At 60.4% G+C, this 24,756-nt stretch carries 32 protein-coding genes; 30 read left to right on the top strand and 2 right to left on the bottom strand.

The window, feature by feature from the left end; all coding sequences use genetic code 11:
• Position 1: 1 nt before the first annotated feature.
• The 28 genes from ACP7EE_RS18425 to recX all read left to right on the top strand — a co-directional run bounded on the left by ACP7EE_RS18425 (position 2) and on the right by recX (position 21,610).
• On the top strand, positions 2-1,030 hold the full coding sequence (locus ACP7EE_RS18425) for a phage late control D family protein (RefSeq protein WP_426235740.1): 1,029 nt from the start codon (positions 2-4) through the stop codon (positions 1,028-1,030).
• Between the two features lie 56 nt (positions 1,031-1,086).
• Positions 1,087-1,671: a phage tail terminator protein gene (locus tag ACP7EE_RS18420; protein ID WP_426235738.1), complete on the top strand. Its 585-nt coding sequence runs from the start codon at positions 1,087-1,089 to the stop codon at positions 1,669-1,671.
• Entirely contained in the window at positions 1,668-1,847 is a 180-nt protein-coding gene (locus tag ACP7EE_RS18415) for a DUF2635 domain-containing protein (RefSeq protein WP_420648289.1), read from the top strand. The genes ACP7EE_RS18420 and ACP7EE_RS18415 overlap by 4 nt, the downstream gene beginning before the upstream one ends.
• Positions 1,847-3,343, top strand: coding sequence for a phage tail sheath subtilisin-like domain-containing protein (locus ACP7EE_RS18410; RefSeq protein ID WP_426235736.1), 1,497 nt, complete (start codon positions 1,847-1,849; stop codon positions 3,341-3,343). Before ACP7EE_RS18415 ends, ACP7EE_RS18410 begins: the two co-directional genes overlap by 1 nt.
• A gap of 67 nt (positions 3,344-3,410) precedes the next feature.
• A complete protein-coding gene (locus ACP7EE_RS18405; RefSeq protein ID WP_420648287.1) occupies positions 3,411-3,758 on the top strand; it encodes a phage tail tube protein in 348 nt (115 codons plus the stop codon).
• Positions 3,755-4,051, top strand: coding sequence for a phage tail assembly protein (locus ACP7EE_RS18400; protein ID WP_426206208.1), 297 nt, complete (start codon positions 3,755-3,757; stop codon positions 4,049-4,051). The genes ACP7EE_RS18405 and ACP7EE_RS18400 overlap by 4 nt, the downstream gene beginning before the upstream one ends.
• Before the next feature lie 130 nt (positions 4,052-4,181).
• A complete protein-coding gene (locus ACP7EE_RS18395) occupies positions 4,182-5,957 on the top strand; it encodes a phage tail protein (protein ID WP_426235734.1) in 1,776 nt (591 codons plus the stop codon).
• Positions 5,944-7,179, top strand: a complete 1,236-nt coding sequence (locus ACP7EE_RS18390; protein WP_420648284.1) for a DNA circularization protein — start codon at positions 5,944-5,946, stop codon at positions 7,177-7,179. Before ACP7EE_RS18395 ends, ACP7EE_RS18390 begins: the two co-directional genes overlap by 14 nt.
• 3 nt (positions 7,180-7,182) lie before the next feature.
• Positions 7,183-8,232 (top strand): phage baseplate assembly protein, encoded by a 1,050-nt coding sequence (locus ACP7EE_RS18385; RefSeq protein ID WP_426235732.1) that lies wholly within the window; start codon positions 7,183-7,185, stop codon positions 8,230-8,232.
• Between the two features lie 156 nt (positions 8,233-8,388).
• The gene (locus ACP7EE_RS18380) at positions 8,389-8,898 is read left to right on the top strand and encodes a phage baseplate assembly protein V (RefSeq protein ID WP_426206213.1); all 510 of its coding nucleotides are present in this window, start codon (positions 8,389-8,391) and stop codon (positions 8,896-8,898) included.
• On the top strand, positions 8,898-9,296 hold the full coding sequence (locus ACP7EE_RS18375) for a phage GP46 family protein (RefSeq protein ID WP_426235730.1): 399 nt from the start codon (positions 8,898-8,900) through the stop codon (positions 9,294-9,296). Before ACP7EE_RS18380 ends, ACP7EE_RS18375 begins: the two co-directional genes overlap by 1 nt.
• Complete coding sequence (locus ACP7EE_RS18370; protein ID WP_426235728.1) at positions 9,286-10,329, top strand: baseplate J/gp47 family protein; 1,044 nt, start codon at positions 9,286-9,288, stop codon at positions 10,327-10,329. Before ACP7EE_RS18375 ends, ACP7EE_RS18370 begins: the two co-directional genes overlap by 11 nt.
• Entirely contained in the window at positions 10,317-10,916 is a 600-nt protein-coding gene (locus tag ACP7EE_RS18365) for a YmfQ family protein (RefSeq protein ID WP_426235726.1), read from the top strand. The genes ACP7EE_RS18370 and ACP7EE_RS18365 overlap by 13 nt, the downstream gene beginning before the upstream one ends.
• An 11-nt stretch (positions 10,917-10,927) precedes the next feature.
• Entirely contained in the window at positions 10,928-11,863 is a 936-nt protein-coding gene (locus tag ACP7EE_RS18360; RefSeq protein WP_426206217.1) for a hypothetical protein, read from the top strand.
• 2 nt (positions 11,864-11,865) lie between these two features.
• A complete protein-coding gene (locus tag ACP7EE_RS18355) occupies positions 11,866-12,267 on the top strand; it encodes a hypothetical protein (protein ID WP_426206218.1) in 402 nt (133 codons plus the stop codon).
• Positions 12,268-12,431: 164 nt separating this feature from the next.
• On the top strand, positions 12,432-13,523 hold the full coding sequence (locus ACP7EE_RS18350) for a phage tail protein (RefSeq protein ID WP_426205472.1): 1,092 nt from the start codon (positions 12,432-12,434) through the stop codon (positions 13,521-13,523).
• 8 nt (positions 13,524-13,531) lie between these two features.
• Positions 13,532-14,098 (top strand): tail fiber assembly protein, encoded by a 567-nt coding sequence (locus tag ACP7EE_RS18345; RefSeq protein ID WP_426235724.1) that lies wholly within the window; start codon positions 13,532-13,534, stop codon positions 14,096-14,098.
• Positions 14,099-14,118: 20 nt separating this feature from the next.
• On the top strand, positions 14,119-15,042 hold the full coding sequence (locus tag ACP7EE_RS18340) for a hypothetical protein (protein ID WP_426235722.1): 924 nt from the start codon (positions 14,119-14,121) through the stop codon (positions 15,040-15,042).
• Positions 15,042-15,509, top strand: coding sequence for a phage tail assembly chaperone (locus ACP7EE_RS18335; RefSeq protein WP_426235720.1), 468 nt, complete (start codon positions 15,042-15,044; stop codon positions 15,507-15,509). Before ACP7EE_RS18340 ends, ACP7EE_RS18335 begins: the two co-directional genes overlap by 1 nt.
• A gap of 41 nt (positions 15,510-15,550) precedes the next feature.
• The gene (locus ACP7EE_RS18330) at positions 15,551-16,471 is read left to right on the top strand and encodes a gp53-like domain-containing protein (protein WP_426235718.1); all 921 of its coding nucleotides are present in this window, start codon (positions 15,551-15,553) and stop codon (positions 16,469-16,471) included.
• Between the two features lie 2 nt (positions 16,472-16,473).
• Positions 16,474-16,914: a phage tail assembly chaperone gene (locus tag ACP7EE_RS18325; RefSeq protein ID WP_426205477.1), complete on the top strand. Its 441-nt coding sequence runs from the start codon at positions 16,474-16,476 to the stop codon at positions 16,912-16,914.
• Positions 16,915-16,923: 9 nt separating this feature from the next.
• Positions 16,924-18,066 (top strand): hypothetical protein, encoded by a 1,143-nt coding sequence (locus tag ACP7EE_RS18320; protein ID WP_426235716.1) that lies wholly within the window; start codon positions 16,924-16,926, stop codon positions 18,064-18,066.
• The gene (locus ACP7EE_RS18315; RefSeq protein ID WP_426205479.1) at positions 18,066-18,320 is read left to right on the top strand and encodes a hypothetical protein; all 255 of its coding nucleotides are present in this window, start codon (positions 18,066-18,068) and stop codon (positions 18,318-18,320) included. Before ACP7EE_RS18320 ends, ACP7EE_RS18315 begins: the two co-directional genes overlap by 1 nt.
• A 33-nt stretch (positions 18,321-18,353) precedes the next feature.
• The gene (locus ACP7EE_RS18310) at positions 18,354-18,920 is read left to right on the top strand and encodes a glycoside hydrolase family 19 protein (protein ID WP_426235714.1); all 567 of its coding nucleotides are present in this window, start codon (positions 18,354-18,356) and stop codon (positions 18,918-18,920) included.
• A complete protein-coding gene (locus ACP7EE_RS18305) occupies positions 18,899-19,417 on the top strand; it encodes a lysis system i-spanin subunit Rz (RefSeq protein ID WP_426205481.1) in 519 nt (172 codons plus the stop codon). The genes ACP7EE_RS18310 and ACP7EE_RS18305 overlap by 22 nt, the downstream gene beginning before the upstream one ends.
• 68 nt (positions 19,418-19,485) lie before the next feature.
• Positions 19,486-19,986, top strand: a complete 501-nt coding sequence (locus ACP7EE_RS18300) for a CinA family protein (protein WP_426235712.1) — start codon at positions 19,486-19,488, stop codon at positions 19,984-19,986.
• An 83-nt stretch (positions 19,987-20,069) separates the two neighbouring features.
• On the top strand, positions 20,070-21,128 hold the full coding sequence (recA, locus tag ACP7EE_RS18295) for a recombinase RecA (RefSeq protein WP_420648265.1): 1,059 nt from the start codon (positions 20,070-20,072) through the stop codon (positions 21,126-21,128).
• Positions 21,129-21,136: 8 nt separating this feature from the next.
• The gene (recX, locus tag ACP7EE_RS18290; protein ID WP_420648264.1) at positions 21,137-21,610 is read left to right on the top strand and encodes a recombination regulator RecX; all 474 of its coding nucleotides are present in this window, start codon (positions 21,137-21,139) and stop codon (positions 21,608-21,610) included.
• Between the two features lie 53 nt (positions 21,611-21,663).
• Here recX and ACP7EE_RS18285 read toward each other — a convergent pair whose 3' ends face one another.
• The gene (locus tag ACP7EE_RS18285) at positions 21,664-22,782 is read right to left on the bottom strand and encodes a TIGR00730 family Rossman fold protein (RefSeq protein ID WP_426235710.1); all 1,119 of its coding nucleotides are present in this window, start codon (positions 22,780-22,782) and stop codon (positions 21,664-21,666) included.
• Between the two features lie 352 nt (positions 22,783-23,134).
• Between ACP7EE_RS18285 and ACP7EE_RS18280 the strand changes: the two genes are divergently transcribed.
• Positions 23,135-23,329: a hypothetical protein gene (locus ACP7EE_RS18280; RefSeq protein ID WP_420648262.1), complete on the top strand. Its 195-nt coding sequence runs from the start codon at positions 23,135-23,137 to the stop codon at positions 23,327-23,329.
• Here ACP7EE_RS18280 and ACP7EE_RS18275 read toward each other — a convergent pair whose 3' ends face one another.
• Complete coding sequence (locus ACP7EE_RS18275; RefSeq protein ID WP_420648261.1) at positions 23,330-23,755, bottom strand: PA3611 family quorum-sensing-regulated virulence factor; 426 nt, start codon at positions 23,753-23,755, stop codon at positions 23,330-23,332.
• A 187-nt stretch (positions 23,756-23,942) separates the two neighbouring features.
• Between ACP7EE_RS18275 and ACP7EE_RS18270 the strand changes: the two genes are divergently transcribed.
• Positions 23,943-24,683 (top strand): tRNA-uridine aminocarboxypropyltransferase, encoded by a 741-nt coding sequence (locus ACP7EE_RS18270; RefSeq protein ID WP_426235708.1) that lies wholly within the window; start codon positions 23,943-23,945, stop codon positions 24,681-24,683.
• Positions 24,684-24,756 lie beyond the last annotated feature (73 nt).

Genomic DNA, 24,756 nt, shown 5'->3' with positions numbered 1-24,756 from the left:
CATGGCACAGGGATTTACACCGGCGATCGAAATCTACGGCGCCAACCAAGCCCTGCTGAACCAGCGTCTGATCAGTTGGGAGCACATTGATGCCGCCGGGATGGAGTCCGATCAACTGACACTGGTGATCGACCTGGAAGGCCTTGAAGGCTTGCCGACGCTGGGCGGAAAAATCGGCCTGCGGGTCGGTTATCTGGAGTCCGGGCTGGTCGAAAAGGGCCAGTTCAAGGTGACTCGACTGACACCGACGCTGTTCCCGTTACGCTTGACGTTGGTGGCTACCGCAGCGCCTTTCAGCGGCAAGGATGAGACCCGATTCAAGGAACGGCGCACGGCCAGCCATGGCCCCACCACCCTTGGCGCACTGTTTCGCCAGCTGGTCTTGCCGCACGGTTTTTCGCCACGCGTCGATCCCGAGTTGGCGCTGATCCGGATTGCTCATGTTGATCAGTCGAACGAAACCGACATGAGCTTCATCACGCGATTGGCGCGCAAGTACGACGCGGTGGCCAAACCTTTCAACGACCTCTACGTACTGGCGAAACCGGCGCAGCTGAAAAACCTCTCGGGCCAGGTGATACCTGACGTCAGGCTGTCAGTGACCAGCAACAATCGACCGGGCGATCACGCCTTCATCAGCGCCATGCTGGAAGAGACCGCTCGTACCCAGAACCAGGGTTGCAAGACCTGCTTCTGGGACATCGCTGCCGGCAAGCTGCGCGAGGTGATAACCGGTTCCGAGCCCTACAAGGTCATTCGCCAGAAACAGCCCAGTGAAGAAGAAGCCAAAGCCATCGGCGAAGCCGAGGTGCGCAAGATGTTGCGCGAGAAATACAAGCTGAAAGTCACCTGCCCGGGCAATCCGCTGCTGGCGGCCGAAGGCCTGTTGGTGCTCGATGACACTTGGCCTGACTTCATGCGCGGTCGCTGGTCGATCGAAAAAGTCACCGCCAGCGGCAAGCGCGAGGAAAGCTATCGCTGCTTGATCGAGGCAACCGGTCTCGATCCCAAGGCCGCGTCCACAGACTGATTCACACCTTTCTCAGCAAGCCCGCTCTCACAGTTTTTTATCTCTGGAACGCCCCCATGAAGATCACCCCGATCCTCACGCAGCTGCGTGCGCAATGCCCAAGCCTTGCCGGCCATATCGCCGTCGGTATCGACCTGGCGCTACTGAAAGGCGACCCGAACCTGCCAACACCTTCGGCCCACGTCACTCCGCTCGCCGATCTGGCCAGCGCGAGCACCGCGCAAAACCTCGCGCTGCAACCGATCCGCGACCGCTTTGAAATCGTCCTGGTGCTTGACGCAACCGACGCTACAAAAGCGCTGGATCTGTTGCATGACCTGCGCGCCGAACTGTGGCGCGCACTGGTTGGGTTCAAGCCAGGCACCGACTACAGCGCCATCGTTTATGACGGCGGCGAACTGGTCTCGATCAACAGCAGCCGCGCCTTTTACCGGCTGCGCTTTTTTGCCGAGTTCCAGCTCGGGCGCAACCTGCCCGATCAGCCTGCGCAGAGCTGGCACGAACGTGAACTGGACGCCTTGGCGTCCTTTACCGGGGCCACCGTGCGGGTCGATGCGATCGACCCGGCCGACCCCAACCTGAAACGCCCGGGCCCTGATGGGCGCGTGGAACTGACTTTCTCTGGAGACGTAACCCCATGAGCAATCGCATCACCGTAGTGCCGGCCGCTGGCCGTGCCGTGCCTGACCCGGAAGCGGGCGACTTGCTGCCCCTCGAGGGCCGTGAAGTGCTGGACAGCGCCTGGTGGCGCCGACGTCTGGCCGACGGCGATATCACCCTCAAAACCGTAAAAGCTAAACCACAGGGAGCCAAATAATGGCGATCGGATTCAGCAACATCCCCGCGGACATTCGTGTACCGCTGTTCTATGCCGAAATGGACAACTCGGCCGCCAATAGCGCGACCTCGGCCATGCGCCGACTGATCGTGGCTCAGGTCAACGACAACATCGCCCCGACCGAAGTCGGCAAGCTGGTGCTGGTGTCCAGCGTGGCGCTGGCCAAGAGCATCGGCGGCCAAGGCTCGATGCTCGCTTCGATGTACGAGACCTTCCGCAAGGCTGACCCGATCGGCGAGATCTGGTGCCTGCCGCTGCACAACACCGAAGGCGCCATCGCCAAAGGCGTGCTGACCCTGACCGGCACCGCGACTCAGGCTGGCCTGCTCAATCTGTATGTTGGCGGCGTTCGCGTTCAAGCCACCGTGGTCAATGGTGCCACCGCTGCGCAAGCGGCCACCGCACTGGCACAAAAAATCAACGCCAGCGCCGACCTGCCAGTGAGCGCAGCCGCCGCGGAAGGTGTCGTCACTCTGACCGCCAAATGGACCGGCGAGAGCGGCAACGATATCAACCTGCAATTCAATCGCCTGGGCAAGAGCAACGGCGAAGAAACCCCGGCCGGCCTGACCAGCGCAATTACCGCCATGACCGGCGGTGCCGGTGTGCCGGACCAGATCGCTGCGGTCGCGGCACTGGGCGACGAACCGTTCGAGTTCATCACGCTGCCGTGGTCGGATCTGTCGACCCTCAACACCTGGCAAGCGGTCATGGATGACAGCACCGGTCGCTGGTCGTGGGCCAAGCAACTTTTCGGTCACGTCTACAGCGCCAAGCGCGGCACCGTCGGCACGCTGGTGGCGGCCGGTCAGGCACGCAACGATCAGCACATGACCATTCAGGCGCTGGAGCCGGGCGTTCCGCAACCGTTCTGGGTGCAGGCTGCTGCACTGGCTGCGCGCACTGCGGTGTTCATCTCCGCCGACGCCAGCCGTCCGACCCAAAGCGGCAGTCTGCCGGGCGTTGATCCGGCCCCGGCCAGCGAGCGTTTCACCCTGACCGAGCGTCAGTCGCTGCTCAACTACGGCATCGCCACCGCTTACTACGAAGGCGGTTATGTGCGCATCCAGCGTTCGATCACCACCTACCAGAAAAACGCTTACGGCCAGGCTGACAACTCGTACCTGGACAGCGAAACCATGCACCAGTCGGCGTACATCGTGCGTCGTCTGCAAAGCGTGATCACCAGCAAATACGGCCGCCACAAACTGGCTTCCGACGGCACGCGTTTCGGCGCCGGCCAGCCCATCGTCACCCCGAGCACCATTCGCGGTGAGCTGATCGCCCAGTACGCCAAGCTCGAACTGGAAGGCCACGTGGAAAACGCCGAGCTGTTCGCCGAGCACCTGGTCGTCGAGCGCGACGTGCAGGATCCGAGCCGCGTAAACGTGCTGTTCCCGCCGGATTACATCAACGGTCTGCGCGTGTTCGCACTGCTCAACCAGTTCCGTCTGCAGTACGACGACGCTGCCTGATCGGCACGTTTGAATCTGTGAATTCAGCCCACCTCGCGTGGGCTTTTTATTTGAAGGGAGTAACACCATGGGTCAACTGATTGCAGGCACCTGCTACGTCAAGGTCGACGGCGCACAACTGACTATCAATGGCGGCTGCGAAGCGCCGTTGCTGGCGGTCAAACGGGAAACCGTAGTGCCGGGTTTCTACAAGGAAACCGACATCGCGCCGTCGTTCAAAGTGACCGCGCTGCACACCGCCGACTTCCCGCTGAAGAAGCTGATCGAAGGCACCGACATCACTGTCACCTGCGAATTCAGCAACGGCAAAGTCTACGTCCTGGCCGGTGCTTATCTGGTGGAAGAACCAGTCTCCAAAGGCGATGACGCCACCATCGAACTGAAGTTCGAAGGCATCAAGGGGACCTGGCAATGAGTGGCGCCGTGCAGCTTCAGGTTGCGATCGAAGCGCACGGCGAGCCTCTGACCGAACTCGTCCTGCGCCGTCCGACGGTGCAGGAAGTGCGAGCGATCAAGGCGCTGCCGTACAAGATCGACAAGAACGAAGAGGTCAGCCTCGACATGGACGTCGCCGCGAAATACATCGCGGTGTGCGCCGGCATTCCACCGTCGTCGGTCAACCAGCTGGATCTGGCTGACCTCAACGCGTTGAGCTGGGCCGTCGCAAGTTTTTTCATGAGTGCGGCGTCGGCGCCATCACCGACCTGATCGCAGTCGCCTATGACCTGGCCTGGTTCTGGAAGGTTGACCCCGAACAGATGATGGCCAGGCCACTGGATGTGCTCCGCGAATCGCTGGAGCACGCGCAACGGATCAATGCGATGCAGCAGGTGCAGTGATGGCAGACACAGATACCAAAGCGAAAACCTCGGTGCTGCTCACGGGCATCGATGAGCTGTCACCCAAACTCGGCGCCCTGCGGGCAAAAGTCGAGGGTTTCAAGAAAAACCTCGAACAGACCGGCCTCGGCAAACTGGACATCAGTGGTCTGTTCAAGGGGGGCAGCGTGATCACGCCGTTCGTGGACGGCATAAAGTCGGCAGCGGCGTTTCAGGGCAAGTTGGCCGAAGTCAGCGAGACGGCGAAAACCGTGGACATGCCTGCGGCGCCGAAAGCCGCAGCGCAGAACATGGATGTGTTCAGTGCTTCGATGGAGAAGGTCTCGACGGCGGTGAATGCCGCACTGGTGCCGGCGGTCGGTGCCGTGGTGGTCGGGCTTGAGCCAATGTTGACCGGTTTTGGCAGTTTGCTCGCCGACAACCCGAAACTGGTCGAAGGCCTCGCGGCGGGCGCCATCGCGTTCTCCGCGATGCAAACCGCGGTGACCGGCGCGACTCAGGTGTTCGACGTGATGAGCATGGTGCTCAAGACCAATCCGATCATGCTGATTGCGATGGGCATTGCCGTGGCAGCCGGTTTGATCGTGGCCAACTGGACGCCGATTTCGGCTTTCTTCACTGGCCTGTGGGACGGGGTGAAAAGCGTCGGGGCGAATGCCATGGCGACGCTGCGTTCGATCCTCGACTGGCGACCGCTGGCTGCATTGGCGGCGCTGTGGGAACCGATTACGGGTTTCTTCTCGGCAATCTGGGACAAGGTCAAAGCGCTGACTGCGCCGGTGATCGACTTCTTCAAGTCGGTTTTCTCGTGGTCGCCAGCGGGCATGATCGTGGAAAACTGGGGGCCGTTGACCGGCCTGTTCTCGGCGATCTGGGAATTGCTCAAGGCCTTGAGTGTGCCGGTCATGGCGTTCCTCAAAGGTCTGTTCGACTGGACACCGTTGGGCATGATCATCAACAACTGGGGCGCGATCACCAGCTTCTTCGCCTCGATCTGGACGGCGCTGCAACCGGCGGCGCAAGTCATCAAGGACTTCTTCGCCACGCTGTTCGACTATTCCCCGCTGGGGATGATCGTCAATAACTGGGGCAGTATCGTCAGCTTTTTCGAGCCGATCTGGGCGGCGCTGCAAGCCTCTGCGCAGCAGGTGAAGAGCTTCTTCGCCGGGCTGTTCGAATGGTCGCCACTGGAGCAGATTGCGACGTACTGGCAACCGATCAGCGAAGTGTTTTCGGCGCTGTGGGGTGTGGTGCAAGCATTGGCCACGCCGGTGCTGGAGTTTCTGCACAACATGTTCGAGTGGACACCGTTGGGGCAGATCATCAAGAACTGGGCGCCGATCACCGAGTGGTTCGGCGAGTTGTGGCAAAAGCTGCAAACCGTGATCGCGCCAATCAAGGAGCTGTTCGACGGCGGCTTCGCCGGACTGGTGGCGAAAGTCACCGGCAAGGTCGAAGGCTTGACCCAGGCCCAGCGGCAGACCAATGCCGAAGGCAAGGGTGAACTGGCGCCGGCGTTCTTCGGCGCCAGTGTGCAACCTCAAGGTAGCAATGCGTTGCAGGCCGGCTCCTTGCCGCAATCCTCCAGCGCGCTGATCCAGCAAAGCGCCGCCAATAACCGTACGCAACTCGAAGGCGGCCTGACCGTGCGCTTCGAAAATGCGCCGGCCGGGTTGCGCACCGATCAACCGCAAACCAATCAACCGGGGCTGGCGCTCAGTTCGCGCATCGGCTACCGCTCGCTGTCCGTGGGAGGTTCCAATGAACTGGCGTGACCGTTTATTGCCGGCATCCTTTCGCGGTGTCGGGTTCTGGATCGATTCGGCGAAAACTCCGGTCGGTCGCAAGGGGCAATTGCACGAATACCCGCAGCGTGATCTGCCGTTTTTCGAGGACCTCGGCCAGCAGGCCAAGACCCATGATCTGACGGCGTTCATTGTCGGCGCCGATTGCCTGGAGCAGCGCGACAAACTGCTCAAGGCATTGGAACTGGGCAGCGGCGAACTGGTGCACCCGTGGCTCGGACGCCTGCAAGTCAAGGTCGGCGAATGCGACATGAGCCACACCCGCCAGGACGGCGGGCTGGTGACCTTCACGCTGAAGTTCTATCCCGACCGACCGCTGCCGTTTCCGACAGCCACGGTCAGCACGCAGAAAGTGCTGCTGGCCAAGGCTGACACGCTGCTCGGTTCGGCGGTGGCGCGCTTCGAACAGGCGATGACGTTAATCAAAGCTGCGCGGATCGGTATTGCCAATCTGCGCAACAGCCTGACCGGCGTGTACGAGGTAATCAAAGAGCAGCTCAAACCATTGATCGAGCAGTACCGGCAAATCACTGAACTGGTCAAAGCGGTCAAGGAATTGCCCAAGGAAGTGGCGGCGGAATTCAAGGGTTTGCTCGGCGATATCAAGGAGCTCAAGGCGTTCGCCAAGGAGGGTTACCGTGGCGTGATTGCCGACGTTTCCCAACAACTCGAAGCCATCCGCAAGGCCGATGCGCCGAAGATCACCACCGGCAAGGACACCAACGCGGCGGCGCAAGCCATGGCGGATCTGGTGCAGGACACGATGCTGGTCAAGGTCGCGCAATGGGTGGCGTCGATGCCAGTCGCGAAAGCGCCGGTGAAGCTGCAATCGATACCCTCCGTGGGACAGCAGGCGACAAGCCCCGTGGCCCGCCAGGAAGTGCCGGTCAGTGACGACATGCAGGCCCTGCGTGACGCCGTGGCTGCGGCGATCAATCCGATGCTGGACAAGGCCGGCCCCGCACACTTTCAGGCTATCAGCGATGTGAAGGAGGCGCTGACCGCGCACCTCAAAGCGGTGGCATCGTCCGGTGTGCGCCAGGTCAGCAAATCGTTTCAGGAGAGTTTTCCTGCTGTGGTGATTGCCTATAAGCAATTTGCCGACGCGACGCGGGTTGACGAAGTGCAGCAGCGCAACGGCATTACCCATCCCGGTTTTTCGCCCAACGAAGTGAAAGTCTCCAGGGAGTGAGCCATGAGCGAGATCGACAACCACGTCACCTTGACCGTCAACAACATGGAATACGGCGGCTGGAAAAGCGTGGAAATCACCGCGGATCTGGAGCGTCAGTTCCGCACCTTCAAACTGGATATCACTTGGCAATGGCCGGGGCAGACGGTGGATAACCGGATCAAACCGGGTGATCCCTGCGAGGTGAAAATCGGTGAGGATCTGGTGCTCACCGGTTATGTGTTCAAGGCGCCGATCAGCTATGACGGTCGGCAGATCAGCCTGAGCATCGAAGGCAGTTCCAGGACTCAGGATCTGGTGGATTGCGCGGCGACCAACCGCCCCGGTCAATGGCAGGAACAGCCGCTGCTGAGCATCGTCCAGGACCTGGCGATGAACAACTCGCTGATGGTCGTCAGTGAAATCCCGCAGACCGCGCGCCTGAGCAAGCACACCATCGTGCCGGGGGAAACGGTGTTCCAATCCATCGACCGCTTGCTCTCGCTGTACCGGGTGTTTTCTACCGATGATGCCGAAGGGCGGCTGGTGCTGGCCAACCCCGGCAGCGGCGGGCGTGCGAGTGATGCGCTGGAGCTGGGCAAGAATATTCTCTCGGCCAACGCGCCGATGGATTACAGCCAGGTGTTTTCCATCTACCGGGTGATCGGCCAGCAAAAAGGCAACGACAAGCAGAGCGGGGCGGCGGTCAGCGAGGTGGAATCGTCGGCGGCCGATCTGAGCTTCAAACGGCAGCGCACCACGGTGATCAACGAAGGCACGCAACTGACCTTTGAACTGGCACAGCAACGTGCGCAATGGGAAAGCGCGACCCGCATGGGCCGCGCCTTGAGCACTACCTATCAGGTGCAGGGCTGGCGGCAGTCCAACGGTGATTTGTGGCGTCACAACACCTTGGTGCGGGTCAAGGATCCGGTGCTCGGGTTCGATGAGGACATGCTGATTTCCAAGGTGACCTACTCACTCTCGGCGCAAGGCTCGGTGACCACATTGCACGTGGCGCCGCCGCATACTTTTGATGCCAATCCTTCACCACCGAAAAATCCCAAGACCTGACACAAAAACCCAAGACCTGACACAAAACCCTGTGGGAGCTGGCTTGCCAGCGATAGCTATGGTCGCTCAAACACATCTTTGCCTGACACACCGCCATCGCGGGCAAGCCAGCTCCCACAGGTTTGTCGGTGTTCGCCGATCCCCAAGGACAACCCTATGAGCCTACTGACTCGCCTGCTGGCGCGCGGCACTGTCGTGCTCGCCAGTTCGGCCTCCAAGCTGCAATCGCTGCAAATGCGCCTCACCGCCGGTGAAGTCAACGACGACATGGAGCACTTCGAACCCTACGGTTTCACCAGCCATCCGCTGGCCGGCGCCGAGGGCATCGTCACCTTTCTTGGCGGCGACCGTTCCCATGCCATCGCACTGGTGGTCGCCGACCGTCGCTATCGCCTGCAAGCGCTGGCCGCTGGTGAAGTGGCGATCTACACCGACGAAGGCGACAAGATCCACTTCAAGCGCGGGCGGATAATCGATATCGAAACCGCCACGCTGAACATTCGCGCCAGCAGCGCGGTGAACTTCGACACGCCGGTGATCAATCAGACCGGCAAAATCGTCTCCACCGGCGATCAGCTTGCCGGCGGCATCAGCCAGATCAAACACGTGCACGTCGGCGTGCAGGCAGGCAACGGTCAGACCGGCGTGCCGGCAGGAGGCAAATGATGTTCATCAGCCAAAACCTGCACGCCGCGCTGACTCGCGCAGTGCTCATCAGCTTGTTCACCTGGCGCCGCGCCGCCGATGACGATGCCCTCGATGACGACGAACGCTTCGGCTGGTGGGGCGATAGTTTTCCCAGCGTCGCCGACGACCGCATCGGCTCGCGGCTGTGGCTGCTGCGCCGGGTCAAGTTGACCCGACAGACCCAGATGGACGCCGAATTCTATGCCCGCGAAGCCCTGCAATGGCTGATCGACGACGGCCATTGCAGCGCACTCGACATCATCAGCGAACGCCTCGACGACCAGCGCCTGAACTTGCGCATCGTCCTGACCCTGGCCGACGGCGAACGCCTGGACATCAACCCCGATAACAGTTGGCAGGTGATCTATGCCGTTTGAAACCCCTTCGCTGCCGGTGCTGATCAAGCGCACCCAAAGCGACCTGGCCGGCGATTCGCTGCGCCAGTCCGATGCGCAAGTGCTCGCCCGAACGTTGGGCGGCGCGGCTTATGGTCTGTATGGCTACCTTGACTGGATCGCCGAGCAGATCCTGCCCGACACGGCCGATGAATCGACCCTTGAGCGCATCGCCGCACTGCGTCTGAATCAACCGCGCAAAGCTGCGCAAGTGGCCAGCGGTAGCGTGAGTTTCACTGCTACGGCTGGCGCAGTGCTCGACGTCGACACACTGTTGCAGGCGAGCGATGGCCGCACTTACAAAGTCACCGCTTCGCGCACCACCGCCAATGGCCTCAACAGCACCACGATTGCTGCGCTGGATGCCGGCAGCCTGGGCAACGCCGAGGCGGGTCTGGCGCTGACGCCGACGCAACCGATTGCCGGTATTGTCGGCAACAGTTTCGTGGTGCTGGCGCCCGGCCTGAACGGCGGTGTTGCGCGTGAAAGTCTCGAATCCCTGCGCTCGCGGGTGATCCGTTCGTATCGGATCATTCCGCATGGCGGCTCGGCGCAGGACTATGAAACCTGGGCACTGGAATGCCCTGGCGTGACCCGTGCCTGGTGCCGCGGCGGCTTCCTCGGGCCGGGTACTGTCGGCGTCTACATCATGCGTGACGACGATCCGCAACCGGTGCCCAACGCCGAACAACTGGCCGAGGTTCAGGCGTACATCGAGCCCCTGCGCCCGGTGACTGCCGAGGTGCATGTGCTGCCACCGGTGCAGGTGCCGGTGGCCTATAAGTTGAAGCTGATTCCCGACACCAGCGCAGTGCGCGCTGCCGTTGAAACGCAGCTGCGCGATCTGCACAACCGCGAAGCCGATCTCGGCGAGGATCTGTTGATCAGCCACATCCGCGAAGCGATCAGCAGCGCGGCTGGCGAGACCGACCATATCCTCGCAGCACCCGTGGCCAACGTGACGGCTGGCGACAGTGAATTGCTGACCTTCGGAGGTTGCGTATGGCAGGCATAAGAACTGCCGCGCAATACCAGGCGCAACTGCGCGCCTTGCTGCCGTCCGGCCCTGCGTGGGATCCGGAGCGCGTGCCGGAGCTTGAGGAAGTGCTACACGGCGTGGCCGTCGAACTGGCGCGCCTCGACGCGCGCGCCGCTGACCTGCTCAACGAGATGGACCCGGCCGGCGTCAGCGAACTGGTGCCGGACTGGGAACAGGTGATGAACCTGCCCGACCCATGCCTCGGCGCCGCGCCGCTGTTCGACGATCGACGCCTCGCGGTGCGTCGGCGCCTGCTGGCGGTCGGCAGTCAGGCGGTCGGCTACTACATCGAAATCGCCAAAAGCCAGGGTTACCCGAACGCAACCATCACCGAACTCGAAGCCCCGCGCATGGGCCGCGCACGTTTCGGCGCGGCGCATTTCGGCACCTGGGAAGCGCAATTCATGTGGACGCTCAACACCGGCGGACGGCTGCTGCTCGGTCGGCGTTTCGGCGCGAGTTACTGGGGCGAACGCTTCGGCGTCAATCCCGGCTCGGCGCTCGAATGCCTGATCCACCGCAGCGCACCGGCGCATACCAAAGTGCACATCAATTATGACTAGGGAGTGATGGAATGGATTATCCGAAAAGTGTGCCCAGCGCCGGTTTGGTGAATGGCAAGTTTGTTGATGAAAACCCGTTGCTGGGGACGCCGGGATCGTTGATTCCAGCGCAGTGGGGTAACGGGGTGACCGAGGAGTTACTGACGGTTATCCGCGCTGCGGGGCTGGTGCCTTCCGAGAGTGAATCGGACCAATTGCTCAGAGCGCTGAAAAGTGTGCTGTCCCAGGATGCGATGCCCTTTGCGGCGCTGGCGTTTCCGACAGTAGCGACGGCGGACGGACGCATCGCCGTGACTGCCGCGACGTCTTCGGCAGGCGGAACGGTATCAGTGCCGAGCGGTGTGATGGTCAGCTTGGGCGAAGAGGTGACAGTCGGCATGACCGCGCGGCCACGTACGTTGCTCACACCGTTGTGGGCGTCGGCCGGGCTTGACCTCAACAGCACCTATTTTCTGCGTATGCAGATTCGCAACGGCGCAGTGTTTTGCTACACGCAAAAGGGCGCGGACACCGATGTAGTTCCTGCGAGCATGAAGGGTGGAACCGGCGGCAATGGTGGTGGGTTCGATTCGACTTGTATCGACATGCTGGTGGCCAGAGTGGTGACCGCAGGTGCGGGGACACTGCCCAAGTTGACGCTGCTGGCGAACAAGGCCCGGCTGGAGGCGGTCGGTGTCTGGTCGGGTGCCAATGGCAATTATTCGGTGGCATTGAACTGGGCGCGTAAACCACGTGCGTACATTGCCGGAATCTACGATTTTGATGACAACGTCAAAACCGACTACGGCGTGATCAGTGAAGAAATCGGGGTCGGCTTTACCGGCGTCCAGTTCATGCCAGAAGGTGGATTCACTGACCGTTATGCCGGGCGTGTGGCGATTTCCGCATGGTCACAGAACCTTACCGCAGCGGGTCGGATTAACGTTCGCGTCAGATGGGAGGTTTGACAATGAAAGCCATTATCGAGGACGGAAAGGTAACTGCATTGGTGAGCGGTGATGTCGACGGCGGGGTTCTGCTGCCAGTCGGCACTTCGGTTTCTGTCGGCTGGAACTATGCGAACGAAATCTTCAGCGCACCACCCGAAGTCAGCATTTCGTCAGGTACTTCAGCCCAGGCTGAGCGCAGCTGGCGCACTGTGCAACTCGCCGAATCTGACTGGTTGGTGACCCGCCATCGCGATGAGCTGGACGTCGGGAGTCAAACAGCGCTGAGCAGCAAACAGTTCTCCAGGTTGCAGGCCTGGCGCCAAGCTCTACGAGATTGGCCTGGCGCTGGCGACACCTTGGACACCGGATCGCGGCCTCAATCGCCGAAGTGGCTTGCGCGGTTATCTCAACGAGCACCGTGAGGCGGTCTTTGGCCTGATCAACGCCTTGTACCCCAATCGCTCTCCCTTTACCCAAGCCCACTCTCGAGTGGGCTTTTTATTTTCAGAAGACGAAGCGTGACCAGGGTCGCAGTGACCTCCGTTCGCGCACGCTTCATTTGTCATTACAGAGGAATGAGAAACTTATGGACTATCCAAAAAGCATTCCCAGCGTCGGGCTGGTGGATGGCCGGTTTGTCGATGAAAACCCCGTCGCCGGCACCCCGGGTTCGCTGATCCCGGCCGTCTGGGGCAACAGCGTCAGCCAGGAAATTTTGAATGTGATTGCCGGTGGCGGGCTGATGCCTTCCGAGGCGGATACCGGACAGTTGCTCAAGGCGATTCAGGCGATTGTCGGGGCGGCGAGTCCGATGCGTTCGGTGGTGACGCGGCTCGCGGCATCGAAGACGCTAAGTGATCAGGAACTTGGGCTGGTATTGATCGACGGAAGTCCCGGATCCACAACATTGACGTTGCCTGCGGCCAACATCGGACTGGGTGTACGCGACGTAATTTTGCGGCGCGTCGACAACAGCGGCAATCGACTGGTGGTGCAGGCGTCCGGCACTGACCGGATCCGTTTTCACACGCACCTGTCCCCAAGCGGCTACCCGTTTCTAGTGCTGATGGGCGGTGGTGACTGGTGGCATTTGCGCAGTGACGGTGCTGGTAGCTGGTGGCCGATCGGTCGCTTCGACAATACCGCGTTGGGCCGACCCTTTTTCGAGACCACCACGTTGCTCAGCCCGGGTGGTTACGGCGCGCTTAACGGTACGCTGATGAACCGTGCCGAGTGGCCGTGGTTGTGGGATCACGCACAGCGCTCGGGGATGCTCAATACCGAAGCCACCCGGGCCGGTAATGAAGGCAACTGGACGCCGGGCGACGGCGCGCTGACCTTCCGTGGGCCAGAACTGCGCGGCGACTTTCTGCGAGTGCTCGATGAAGGGCGCAACGCCGATCCGGCGCGTGTAATGGGTTCCAATCAGGCGGGTACGGTGCACTCCTACGTAATGGGTGCCCAAGGCGCCGGCGCCGTAGGCTCGCGCTGGTCCGACAGTCTTTCGGCTGTAGGCGCCCAGACCCACGAAACAAAAGTGTTCACCACTCCCTCCAACGGTGGCCCGATTTTCCCCGCTGGCACCAGTTACCAGATGGATCCCGCCAATACGCTTTTGTATTCCTTCTCTTCCCGCCCGCGCAACGTTGCCTACCCCGGCCGCATGAAAGTCATTTGAGGTGCTCCATGTTTAATTATCTAGTGGACGACGTCGGCGCTCTGGTCGGGCCGGTCGAGTTTTTCGTTACGCCCGGGATCGGTATTCAGTTGCCCGCCAATGCGGTGCAACTGGCTTACGAGCTGCCGACACCTGAGACCGGCCGTAGCTGGGCGCTGGTCAATGGCATCCCACGCGAGCTGATCGATCAGCGCGGCACTGTGTATCGCAAAGACAACGGTGCCCTGCAAACCTGGAGCGAGTTGGGGGCACTACCGCAAGAGTTCACGGCTGAGCCTTGTCCCGACCAATTCCATGTCTGGCAGGACAACACGTGGGCCGTGGATGAACCCCAGCGTCAGGCGCAGATCAGCGCCGAAGTTCTTACCCGGCGCGACGCACTGCTGCGCGACGCCGTCCTGCGCATCGCCCCCTTGCAATATGCCGAAGACATCGGCGATGCGAGCCACGAAGAACAACTGCAATTGCTTGAGTGGAAGCTCTACAGCGTGGAGTTGAACCGGGTCGAAAAACAGCCAGGTTTTCCCGGTGAACTGAACTGGCCTGTCGTGCCAGGCGCCAGCGTCAGCAACTGAACTACACAGGGAACAGTGCAGTGGACTATCCAAAAAGCATTCCCGGTGTGGGCTTGGTCAACGGTGGGTTTATCGATGAAAACCCGATTGCCGGCACGCCTGGCTCGTTGATCCCCGCTGTCTGGGGCAACAGTGTGACGCAAGAAATCCTCAACGCTATCAAAGCTGCCGGGCTGACTCCGGACGAGGCGAAAACCGACCAGTTGGCTACCGCGATTGGTGCTTTGGTCGATTTCAACAAACTGAAGAACACACCGACCACTTTGAGTGGATACGGCATCACTGATGCCGGTGGCCGGTTGTTGGCGATCAGACAGATCGACGCGGTCGGGATCACGGTTTACAAGCCCAACCCGAAAGCCAAACGCATCCGGGTGCGCTTGGTCGGGGCTGGTGGCTCTGGTGGCGGGTGCATACCAGTGCCGGCGGACCATCAAATCCTGGGTGGCGGTGGTGGGTCCGGCGCCTATGCCGAAAGCTTGTTTGATGTGACACCGCAAATGCTTGGCGGTGTACCTGTTTCTTTGGGCGCCGGTGGCGCTGTCAGTAACACCACGGGTTTGTCCGGCGGCGGTGCATCTTTCGGCGCTTACATGAGCGTTTCAGGAGGTGGCGGCGGGCAGAAACTGGCGATCGTGGCCACGGGTACTTGGTCCGGGTTTATCCAGGGCGGCGCTGGCGGAGCGGTGACCGGCGGCAATCTGTGCAGCGCTCGGGGTATCTGTGGCGGGTTTGGAATGAGCAATTCCAATTGGGGAGTGCTTTCCGGTTGCGGAGCTGCGAGTCCGTTCGATGGCGGAGGCCCATTCACCGGATCGAACTCAGTTGGCAACGCCGGCATTCGCGGTTCGGGTGGCAGCGGCTCGTGCTCGGTCAACCCTTCTGCCTCTGTCGTCAGCGGCGCTGGCGGCAACGCCTTTTGTGAAATCTGGGAGTACGAGTAATGGCGCTATACGCACGGATCGAGAACGGTGTCGCGGTCGAGCTGATCGACAGTGGTGACTACGCGATCACTGAACTGTATGCACCTTCTTTTGTAGCCTCCATCGTGCGGGTGCCGGACGGGGTGAATGTCGAAATCGGCGCGCCATTGGCCGCAGCCGCGCTGGCCGTTGAGCCAGCGATTGCAGAGCCACCTGCGGTTGTTATTCAGACAGCGGTTGCCGAGGACAAGGAACCCGCTGATGCAGGGCGCACCTGGCGCCAGTCTGCGTTTGCAGCTACTGAATGGCTGATCACGCGCCATCGCGATGAGCAGGACCTGGGGCGCGGCACAACGCTCAAGGCCCAGCAATACCTGCAACTGCTGGAGTATCGCCAGGCACTGCGTGACTGGCCTGATTCCAGCGGATATCCGACCGCTGTATCTCGGCCCTCAGCGCCGCAATGGTTGCCCGGCACGCTCGGCTGATGCCATCGCGCCGCTTACGTTTTCAGATAAGGAGATGAACCTTGGACTATCCCAAGAGTGTGCCTGGCGTCGGCCTGGTGAATGGACAGTTTGTCGATGAAGATCCGATTGCCGGCAAACCCGGTTCGCTGATCCCGGCGACGTGGGGCAATAGTGTCACGCAGGAAGTACTCAGCGTGGTTCAGGCGGCGGGCATGACGCCGAACGAGGCATCCAGCAACCAGTTGCTGGGTGCTTTGCGCAGTTCTCGGTTGTTTTCCACTGCGCCGCAGTTTGATACCGGGAAAGCGGTGGCCACGGCTGAATTTGTGCAACGGGCGTTGGGTAACCATGCCAATGCTAAAAGCTTGATCGACACGGCCCAGCTGACTGCTGCAGATGTGGGATGTGCGTTCGGGCTGGGTGGCACCACGGCTTACACCGTGACGCTGCCTGAGGTCTCCAGCGTCCCCGATGGCGCCACCCTGAGTTTTCATTGCCTGAGCAATTCGGTCATCACGATCGCCAGTAAAGCCGGAGCACAAATCTGCCCGCAGGGTGCTTATCTGACCTCGATCACCATCAACGGTGGTGAAAGCGCGCAGCTCGTTAAGGGCTACGGCGTCTGGACGGTCCACGGCACCGCCAGCCTGAAATATGCAAACGCCTTTGGCTTGCAACTCGCTACTGCCGGTTATCAAAAACTGCCCAGCGGTCTGGTTTTTCAATGGGCCGTGGGGGGATCCGACGCCAGCGGCATCATGACCATTTCATTGCCGATCAGATTTCAGACGGCGATCGTCGGCGGAGTTGCCGATGAGGGCAATCCGGCTGGCTGGAGCACGGGCAACACGACCGTTTGGGCATTTGATCTGGCCGCTTCAACGACATCGGTGGCTGTGGCGCGCGTCAGGAACGTCGCTGCCTCAAGCGTCCGACCGGATCCGGGAATCATGGGCCGCATACTGGTTTGGGGGAAATGACCATGAAGATTCATTTTTACGCACAAACACTCGGATTTGATCGAGTCGAAAGCCCTTATCCCGAGTTACCCGAAGGCGCAGTAGAAATTACTTACGCTCAATATGCCGACCTGTTTGCCGGACAGGCACTCGGTAAAGTCATCAGCGCCAGTGTCAGTGGGCAACCCGTACTGACTGATCCGGTGATCTCTCCTGCGGCGCGCATCACTCATGAGCGCGCATGGCGCAACTCAGTGCTTCGCGACACTCAATGGTTGGTATTTCGTGACGCTGAGGAAATGGAATCCGGTGGGGGCACGACATTGCGTGCCGAAGAGTTCAAGCAACTGCTGGCGTATCGGCAAGCATTGCGCGACTGGCCCAATGCCCCGGACTTTCCTGATGCTCAATCGCGTCCGGTCGAGCCTGACTGGCTGGAAAGTTTTCTGCGCGTCAGCGCCTGAGGAATTGAAATGGATTATCCAAAAAGCGTTCCCAGTGCAGGGCTGGTGAACGGCAAATTCGTCAATGAGGACGTCGTCGGCGGTTCGCCGGGGTCATTGATCCCGGCAGCTTGGGGCAATGGCGTCACCGATGAGCTGTTGAATGTCGTCAAATCCGTTGGCCTCGCACCGAGTGAAGCGGATGCCACGCAACTGCTGCAAGCGATCAAAAAGCTCAGTCAGGCTGGAGAGGACAAGCATGCGGCCGATGTCGGTGCTGCCAACCTTTATATGGCTAATTACCTGCCAGTCATTACGACTTTGAAGGATGGCTTGGCGCTGCGCTTTACTGCCGCAAACGCCAATACAGCGGCGAGTACATTCGCGCCGAATGGGCTTGTGCCCAAGCCGCTAGTGAGTCTCGCGCTGAGTGCTTTGCGGCCTGCCGAGATAGTCGCTGGCAGCGTGTGTTCTGTAGTTTTCAGCGCGGCACTGGACAGCTGGGTGTTGGTGTATGCCAGTGGTGGCAATGCCAACGGCGGGCGGTTGTTGGGTGTGAAGACGTTTACTGCATCGGGCGTTTATGTGCCGACCGCGGGCATGAAGAATGTGCTGGTCAAGGTTGTGGGCGGTGGGGGCGGGAGTGCGGGCGCCGTATCGACCGGCGCCAGCCAGTATTCCCTTTCCGGAGGCGGAGGTTCGGGCAGTTACGCCGAGGCTTGGCTGTCGAGCGACATCGTCGGAGCCAGCCAAGTAATCACTGTCGGCCTCGGCGGTACTGCTGGATCACCCACGAGTGGCGGTGGAGTGGGCGGAACCAGTTCTCTTGGTTCTCTGGTTTCGACGCCAGGTGGTCAAAGCTCTCCATGGTTCACTTGGCTGCCTGCAAATGCGACGGTACTTTGTGTGGGGGGGCAAGGCGGTGACGTTGCGAGCGGTGGAAACATCGTTAGTACCGCTGGCGCCGCCGGGGCGCCGGGCATATCGGTCAATGGCTCGACGCTCGCCGGAAACGGCGCCAGTTCGCCTTTAGGAAGTGGCGGCAAGGGGTATGCGATGCCAGGCTCGGGATACGGCTCGGGTGGAGGCGGAATAGCCATAGGCCCCAATATGGTCGGTAGATTCGGAGCGGCAGGTGCACTTGGCGTTGTGATCATTTACGAGTACGCCTGATGAAAACCTACGCACGCATTCATGAAAACACCGTGGTCGAACTGTTCTCGACCGAGGGCAACATGGTCGAGATGTTTCACCCGGATCTGCTCTGGGCAGACATCACTGAAGTCACTCCAGCGCCACAAGTCGACTGGACCGCGAACTTCGGCACACTCGGCTGGGTTTTTTCTTCGCCCGAAGTGGCAGCAGCAGATGGCACCCTGAAAACCCTGGCAATGAAATGGCTGACGGGGCGGGGGCGTCAATCGTGATTCAATCGAAGCATCCAGGGAGGATCGAGCATTATGCAAATTACTGAAAATGACCTTATCAACATCATGCCCAACGCCCGCAGCCAAGCGGGCGTTTTTGTTTCTGCACTCAACACCGCTATGGCCGGCCATCGCATCGACACGCCCAAACGCATCGCTGCGTTTCTTGCGCAAGTCGGGCATGAGTCCGGGCAACTGCAATACGTGCGCGAATTTGGCAACAACCAATATCTGAGCAAGTACGACACCGGTACGCTGGCATTACGTCTGGGCAACACGCCGGAGGCCGACGGCGACGGACAGAAGTATCGCGGTCGCGGGCTGATTCAGATCACCGGGCGCAGCAATTATCGCCAGTGCAGCCTGGGACTGTTCGGCGATGAACGGCTGCTGAGCTTGCCCGAGCTGCTCGAACAGCCGCAATGGGCGGCCGAGTCGGCTGCGTGGTTCTGGGCGGTCAACGGGTTGAACGAACTGGCTGATCGCGATCAATTCAACAGCATCACCCGGCGAATCAACGGCGGGTTGAACGGCCTGCAGGATCGTCTGGATCTCTGGGCGCGGGCGAGGGCGGTGTTATGCCTGTCTCCTGGCGATTGATCGGCATTGGCCTGCTTGCTTTAGCTGCTGCCGCGCTGGCCTGGCAATTCCAGGACTGGCGCTACGGCCGGCAGCTGGCCGACCAGGCGCGGCTGCACGCTGAAATGTTGAATCAGTTGAATCTCGCGGCTGCGACCGCGCAACAGGCCGAACAAGACAAGCGTCTTCTGGTTGAACAGCGGCTCGCGGCCAGTGAACAAACCCATTATCGAGTGCTCAGCGATGCCCAACGTGATCAGGATCGCCTGCGCGATCGTCTTGCCACTGCTGATCTGCGCCTGTCAGTCCTCATCGACGCAGGCGATGCTGCCTCAGGCTGCGGGGTGTCAGCCACCTCCAGCGCCGGCAGCGTGGATCATGCAGCCGTACGCGCCCGACTTGACCCGGCGCATGCTCAACGAATTGTCGCCATCACCGGCGAAGGCGACCGTGGATTGATCGCCTTGCAAGCGTGTCAGGCTTATATCAGAGCGCTGGCACCCGAACATTTTGAATAAGCTTGTGTATTGAAAGCGCAACCGGCTCGTGTACGGTGGTACGCATTCCACTCGATCCGGAGAGCACCTTGAAAGAGATCACCCAGCTGGCTGCCGAGCTCGGCCGACGTCTGCAATTGCTCAATGCGCACGTCACCACCGCCGAGTCCTGTACCGGAGGCGGGATTGCCGAGGCGATCACGCGCATTCCCGGCAGTTCGGCGTGGTTCGAGGCCGGTTATGTGACCTACTCCAACCGGCAGAAAACCCAGCAATTGAATGTGCCGGCAGAGCTTTTTCCCACGGTGGGTGCGGTCAGCCGCGAGGTGGTCGAAGCCATGGTGCGTGGCGCTCAGGAGAAAAGCCTGGCGCGGTTTGCCGTGGCAGTCAGCGGTGTCGCCGGGCCGGACGGTGGCTCGCCGAGCAAACCGGTGGGTACGGTGTGGCTGGCCTGGGGCGTGGGCGACGTGGTTTCCAGCGAGGTGCAGCACTTTCCCGGCAACCGCGACGAAGTCCGCCGACAAACGGTGAAGGCCGCGCTAGACGGGCTGCTGCGACTAGCGGCACGAGAAATCGAAAATCAGGGGTAGGCGATCCGCGAACGCTGTGGAATAATACTGGCTACTTATACAGGTGTTGGCCGTCAGGCCTTATTGATTACGTGAGGACTTTAATGGACGACAACAAGAAGAAAGCCTTGGCTGCGGCCCTGGGTCAGATCGAACGTCAATTCGGCAAGGGTGCCGTAATGCGTATGGGCGATCAGGACCGTCAGGCGATCCCGGCTATCTCCACTGGCTCTCTGGGTCTGGACATCGCGCTCGGCATTGGCGGTCTGCCAAAAGGTCGGATCGTCGAGATCTACGGTCCTGAATCTTCCGGTAAAACCACGCTGACACTGTCCGTGATCGCCCAGGCGCAAAAAGCCGGCGCGACCTGCGCATTCGTCGACGCCGAACACGCCCTCGACCCTGAGTACGCCGGCAAGCTCGGCGTCAACGTCGACGACCTGCTGGTTTCCCAGCCGGACACCGGCGAACAGGCTCTGGAAATCACCGACATGCTGGTGCGCTCCAACGCAGTTGACGTGATCATCGTCGACTCCGTGGCAGCACTGGTGCCGAAGGCTGAAATCGAAGGCGAAATGGGCGACATGCACGTGGGCCTGCAAGCCCGTCTGATGTCCCAGGCGCTGCGTAAAATCACCGGTAACATCAAGAACGCCAACTGCCTGGTAATCTTCATCAACCAGATCCGCATGAAGATCGGCGTGATGTTCGGTAGCCCGGAAACCACCACCGGTGGTAACGCGTTGAAGTTCTATGCTTCGGTTCGTCTCGACATCCGCCGTACCGGCGCGGTGAAGGAAGGCGACGAAGTAGTTGGTAGCGAAACCCGCGTCAAGGTTGTGAAGAACAAGGTTGCTTCGCCGTTCCGTCAGGCCGAGTTCCAGATTCTTTACGGCAAAGGCATCTACCTCAACGGCGAGATGATCGACCTGGGCGTGCTGCATGGTTTCGTCGAGAAGTCCGGGGCCTGGTATGCCTACGAAGGCACCAAGATCGGTCAGGGCAAGGCCAACTCGGCCAAGTTCTTGGCAGACAACCCGGAAATCGCCAAGAAGCTCGAGAAGCAACTGCGTGACAAGCTGCTGACGCCGACCGTCATCGACTCCAAGGCTGCTGCTGCGGTGAAAGAGACCGAAGACGATCTGGCTGACGCTGACATCTGATTGCAGCGATGAAATCCGTCGTTGTACTCGATACCCTCGTCGCGGTGCGGCGATGCGCCATGGACCTGCTCGCACGTCGCGAGCATGGTCGAGTCGAGCTGACACGTAAGCTCAGTCAGCGCGGCGCTTCACCCGAGATGATCGAAACAGCCCTCGACCGTTTGACGGAAGAGGGTCTGCTCTCCGAAGCCCGATACCTCGAAAGCTATGTTTCCTACCGCGCCCGCTCTGGCTATGGTCCGTTGCGCATACGCGAGGAACTTAGTCAGCGTGGTTTGCAACGCCCTGATATCGAACTCGCCCTGCGCGAGAGCGGGATCAGTTGGCAGGCGCAGCTTGAGGACACTTGGCGACGCAAGTTCTCGGGGCATTTACCCATTGATGCCAGAGAGCGAGCCAAGCAAGGCCGGTTTCTGGCGTACCGCGGGTTCTCGATGGAGTTGATCAACCGCTTGTTCAGCGGCAGAAGCATGGACGATTAAACGATTCAAAAAAACGGCCCGCTATTTCGATAGCGGGCCGTTTTTTTTTGCCTCTAAGTTACCTTCAATGGTTCACGGGCGCGTTGTGAGGTCGGTGGTTTGGAAGATGCCCAGTTTTCCGACTGATTGATGTAATCCACCAGTTCTCGCAAACGTCCGTGATCTCGGGCATTGAACGCAAACGCCAGTCGTGCCAAGTGGCTGAACTGCGCGTCGTCGTGTTCCTCGCCGTTGTAGGCGTGTTGATGAAACTGGTCGCTGAGGCACAGATCGGCAAACGCTTCCTGCATATGCTCCAGCGCTTGGTCACTGAGCTTGTGGTGCATACGAATCACGAACTGGCGCTTGAGCCAGCGGCTGGAGTGGAAGTTGCTGTAAAACTCGTTGATCTGCTGCACCGCCTCTTCGACGCTGTAGACCAGACGCACCAACTTCAAATCATTCGGCAGGATGTAGCGGTTTTCTTCCAGCTGCTGGCGAATGAAATCCAGCGCGCCTTGCCAGAATTTACCGCCCGGCGTGTCCAGCAACACCACAGGCACCAGCGGACTCTTGCCGGTCTGGATCAGGGTCAGCACTTCCAGTGCCTCATCCAGCGTGCCGAAACCGCCTGGGCATAGCACCAGTGCGTCGGCTTCCTTGACGAAGAACAGTTTGCGCGTGAAGAAGAAGTGGAATGGCAGCAAGTTGTTGGTGCCGTCCACCGTCGGGTTGGCATGTTGTTCGAAGGGCAGGGTGATGTTGAACCCCAGACTGTGATCGCGGCCCGCACCTTCATGGGCGGCGGCCATGATGCCGCCGCCAGCACCGGTGATCACCATCATGTCGGATCGGGCCAGTTCGGCGCCCAGTTCTCGAGCCATCGCGTACAGCGGATGTTCGACGGGGGTGCGCGCCGAGCCGAATACCGTGACCTTGCGCCGACCCTTGAATTGTTCGAGCGTGCGAAATGCCTGCTCGAGTTCACGCAGGGCTTGCAGGGTGATCTTGGCGTTCCAGCGGTTGTGATCTTCCTGGGCCATGCGCAGCACGGTCAGAATCATGTCGCGATAGATCGGAATGTTCGGGCTGTTGGGGGAAACCAGGTTGAGTTGTTCTTCGACCTTGCTGATGAGGTCGTGGCCGCTTTCCTGAAAATGACGGCTGAGGAGGTCATTCGGTTGGTAAGGCATTCAACTTCTCCTTCTGCACAGTGCCTTGGGCGCTGACGGGCAGCGTCAGTGCCGTGCTGCAAAAAATCCTCTACTCGGCAGCTCCTTTCCTGCCGCGAAACGGTGAGCGGGAATACGTTGAATCTAGACCCTCGGGTGATTTTTCGCTGACTTGATGATTACGCCGCAATGTCTTTGCTGGCAACTGCTTATTGTGGTTTTGCAAAGTGCTTTCGCCACTCGTCCGAAGCTGCTCCGGGTGAGCAACCCTCTGATTTACTAAAGTACAGACGTGATACCACAGCTTTGCGTCAGCGATCGTACGCAAGGTGCAGGCTATTAAGGATTTGCGGGTGGCATGGAGGCAGGGCTTATGACCAGAGTGATTCTGGACATCGATACGCAGCTGTATCGATTATTGAAAGCAGCAGCCGAGACCAATCATTTGAGTCTCGAAGAGGAGTGTTGCCGACGTCTTTCAGGCGGAGAGCGCCGCTCGCGCTATTTGCAGGCCTTGCTGGCCGAGCTGCGCGCCGAGGATGAACAGCGGCGCGCCAATTCTCGCTGATTACTTCTTCTTCGCCGGGCCGGCTTTCGGGCAATCCGATTCCTGATAGCTGGCAGAGCCAACTGCACGGTTGGTTTTCACTTCGGTGAAGTCGTAACGCATGATCGCGCCCTTGGCCATCAGTTTGCGGTACGACGGGTTGTTGCAAACAGAGGCGCCCAACTGGAAATACACGGCTTTGGGGTCGGCACGCATTTTTTCCGCGTGGCTGCTTTGCACGCTCAGGTGGTTGATCAGCGTGGTGCCTTCAACGGTGTAGCCCTGATCAAGGATGTCCTCGCTGATCGCCCGCGGCGTGCCGACACTGCTTTGTGCGGCAACGTTGCGCAGCTCTCGGTTGAGATTCTGCTCACTCAGGGACGCGGCTTGAGCGGCGAAGGACGACGCTAGCAGAATGGCAGCGGTGGGAACGATAAGGCGCAGCATGAAACTCTCCTGGTTCAGTGACTGGTGGTTCGACCCGTCACGTGACTGTGCGTTCAGTGGCGGCGAATTATAGGGGAGCCGGTCGGGAGGGTACAGGCTTGTGGCCGTCGCTCTGGTAAACTGCCGGCCTTTATTGCCCCTGAGTGCTGTTCGTGTCGAGTTCCCCTGTCTGCTGGCACCGTCCGCAATGAATCATCCCAACGCTGTAGCCCGCTTGCGGGATCAACGCGAGGACGAAGGCATCAAGCCGATTCAGGCCCGTGGCTTTCGCTCGGAACGCTGTCGCGATTGCCGGGTGATCATCAGTCATTGCCTGTGTGCCTGGCGACCAACCGTCGATACGCGCTCCGGCGTGTGTCTGATCATGACCGGCAAGGAAGTGTTCAAGCCGAGCAATACCGGGTGGCTGATCGCCGACATCGTACGCGACAACCATGCATTCATCTGGTCGCGCACTGAGCCTGATCAACAGTTGCTCGCGCTGCTGAGCGATCCGCAATGGCAACCGTATCTGGTGTTCCCCGGTGAATACGTCGAGCCATCGCGGGTGACCAACACGGTCGATGTGGATAGCTGCAAGCGTCCGCTGTTCATTCTGCTGGACGCGACCTGGACCGAAGCGCGCAAGATTTTCCGCAAGAGCCCGTATTTCGACCGCTTGCCGATCCTCAGCCTGCTGCCCGACAAACTTTCGCGCTACCGCCTGCGCCGCTCAACGCGCAGCGAGCATCTGTGCACCGCCGAAGTGGCGGCGCTGTGTCTGGAACTGGCAGGTGACAGCGACGCCGCCTCGGCCCTGGATGCCTATTTTGACGTGTTCAGCCAGCATTACCTGGGCGCCAAACAGCAACTCGACGTCAATCTGTCGACCCCGGCTCACGCAGAACTGCTGCCGTTTGTACGAAACGCGCAACCTGTACCGGCCTGATACTGGCCATACTGCTAAAGCACTGACCGCGCTGCTTGACCACCCAGGCTTCGCTGGTCATGCTTGGCGCCGA

The organism is Pseudomonas sp. TWP3-2 (genome assembly GCF_049897765.1).
Taxonomy (GTDB): domain Bacteria; phylum Pseudomonadota; class Gammaproteobacteria; order Pseudomonadales; family Pseudomonadaceae; genus Aquipseudomonas.
This window is presented reverse-complemented; position numbering and strand designations above follow the sequence as displayed.